This window comes from Streptomyces sp. MBT65 (assembly GCF_016612545.1).
Lineage (GTDB): Bacteria > Actinomycetota > Actinomycetes > Streptomycetales > Streptomycetaceae > Streptomyces.
This window is the reverse complement of record NZ_JAENRY010000628.1, coordinates 1-1,295: the sequence shown is the minus strand read 5'-3', so window position 1 is coordinate 1,295 and position 1,295 is coordinate 1. Positions and strand designations below refer to the sequence as shown.

Genomic DNA, 1,295 nt, shown 5'->3' with positions numbered 1-1,295 from the left:
CGACACCCCAACCCCGACACACCAACCCCGGCTTCTCTGCGGCGGCCGCGCTGGTTCCCCCGACCGTGCGGCCAGCTCGGCGATACCCGCGACTACCCCCAACTACCCCCCACCAGAAAGGAGTTACCCCGATGAAGACCCTGCTCAGCGGCGGCACCGTGGTCAGCATGGACCCGGTCGTCGGCGATCTCGAACGCGGTGACGTGCTGATCGAGGACGGTGTGATCGTCGAGGTGGCCGAGCGCATCGACGCGCCGGACGCCGAGGTGATCGACGCGACCGACCGGATCGTCATGCCCGGGTTCGTCGACAACCACCGCCACTCCTGGCAGACCGCGTTCCGAGGCGCCGGCGCGGACTGGACGTTCCCCGAGTGGGCGCTGGCCATGCACCGCACGGTCAAACCCCACTACCGACCCGAGGACGTTTACGCGGGCACCCTGCTCGGCCGTCTGGAGGCCCTGCACTCCGGGGTGACCACGATGCTGGACTGGTACCACGTCGCGCAGAGCCACGCGCACGAGGACGCCGCCGTCGCCGCGCTGCGGGACGCGCCGGGCCGGTCGATCTTCTGCCTCGGCGCCGGCTGGGGCACCGCCGACCCCGTCGACGACGACATCCGCCGGGTCCGCTCCACCTTGACCGGGGACGGCCTCGTCACCATGGCGTTCGGCCTGCGCGGTCCCGACGACACCGGCATGGACACCGTCGCCCGGGAGCTGCAACTGGCGGCCGAACTCGGCCTGCGCACCAGCCTGCACATCGAGGCCGCCGGGACGGTCACCGACCTCCACGAGCACGGCCTGCTGCGGGACACCACCACCTTCGTGCACGCCAACGGGATCAGCGACGAGGGGCTGCGGATGCTCGCCGGCGCGGGCAGCTCGCTGTCCGTCAGCCCGGACGTCGAGCTGAAGATGGGGTTCGGATCGCCGGTCACCGGGCGGGCGTTGGCCGCCGGACTGCGCCCGACGCTGTCCATCGACGACGTCCCGTCGGCCGGCGGTGACATGTTCTCCACGATGCGGACGGCCTTCGCCGTACAGCGCGGTCTGGACGGCGGACTGCGCTCCCGGGACCTGCTGGAGTTCGCCACCCTCGACGCCGCCCGCTCCTGCGGGCTCGACGCCCGGACCGGCAGCGTCACGCCCGGCAAGGACGCCGACCTCGTCCTGCTGCGCACCGACGACCTGACGGTGTTCCCGGTCACCGACCCGGCCGGCACGATCGTCAGCGCCGGCCATCCCGGCCTGGTCGACACCGTCCTTGTCGCCGGCCGGGTCGGTGACCGGGAA

The 1,295-nt window shown here is 72.2% G+C and carries 1 protein-coding gene; it reads left to right on the top strand.

Going from position 1 to position 1,295, the window contains the following annotated elements; all coding sequences use genetic code 11:
* Nucleotides 1-131: 131 nt before the first annotated feature.
* A partial coding sequence (locus JHN63_RS51125; protein ID WP_200691949.1) for an amidohydrolase family protein occupies nucleotides 132-1,295 on the top strand: 1,164 nt, incomplete at its 3' end.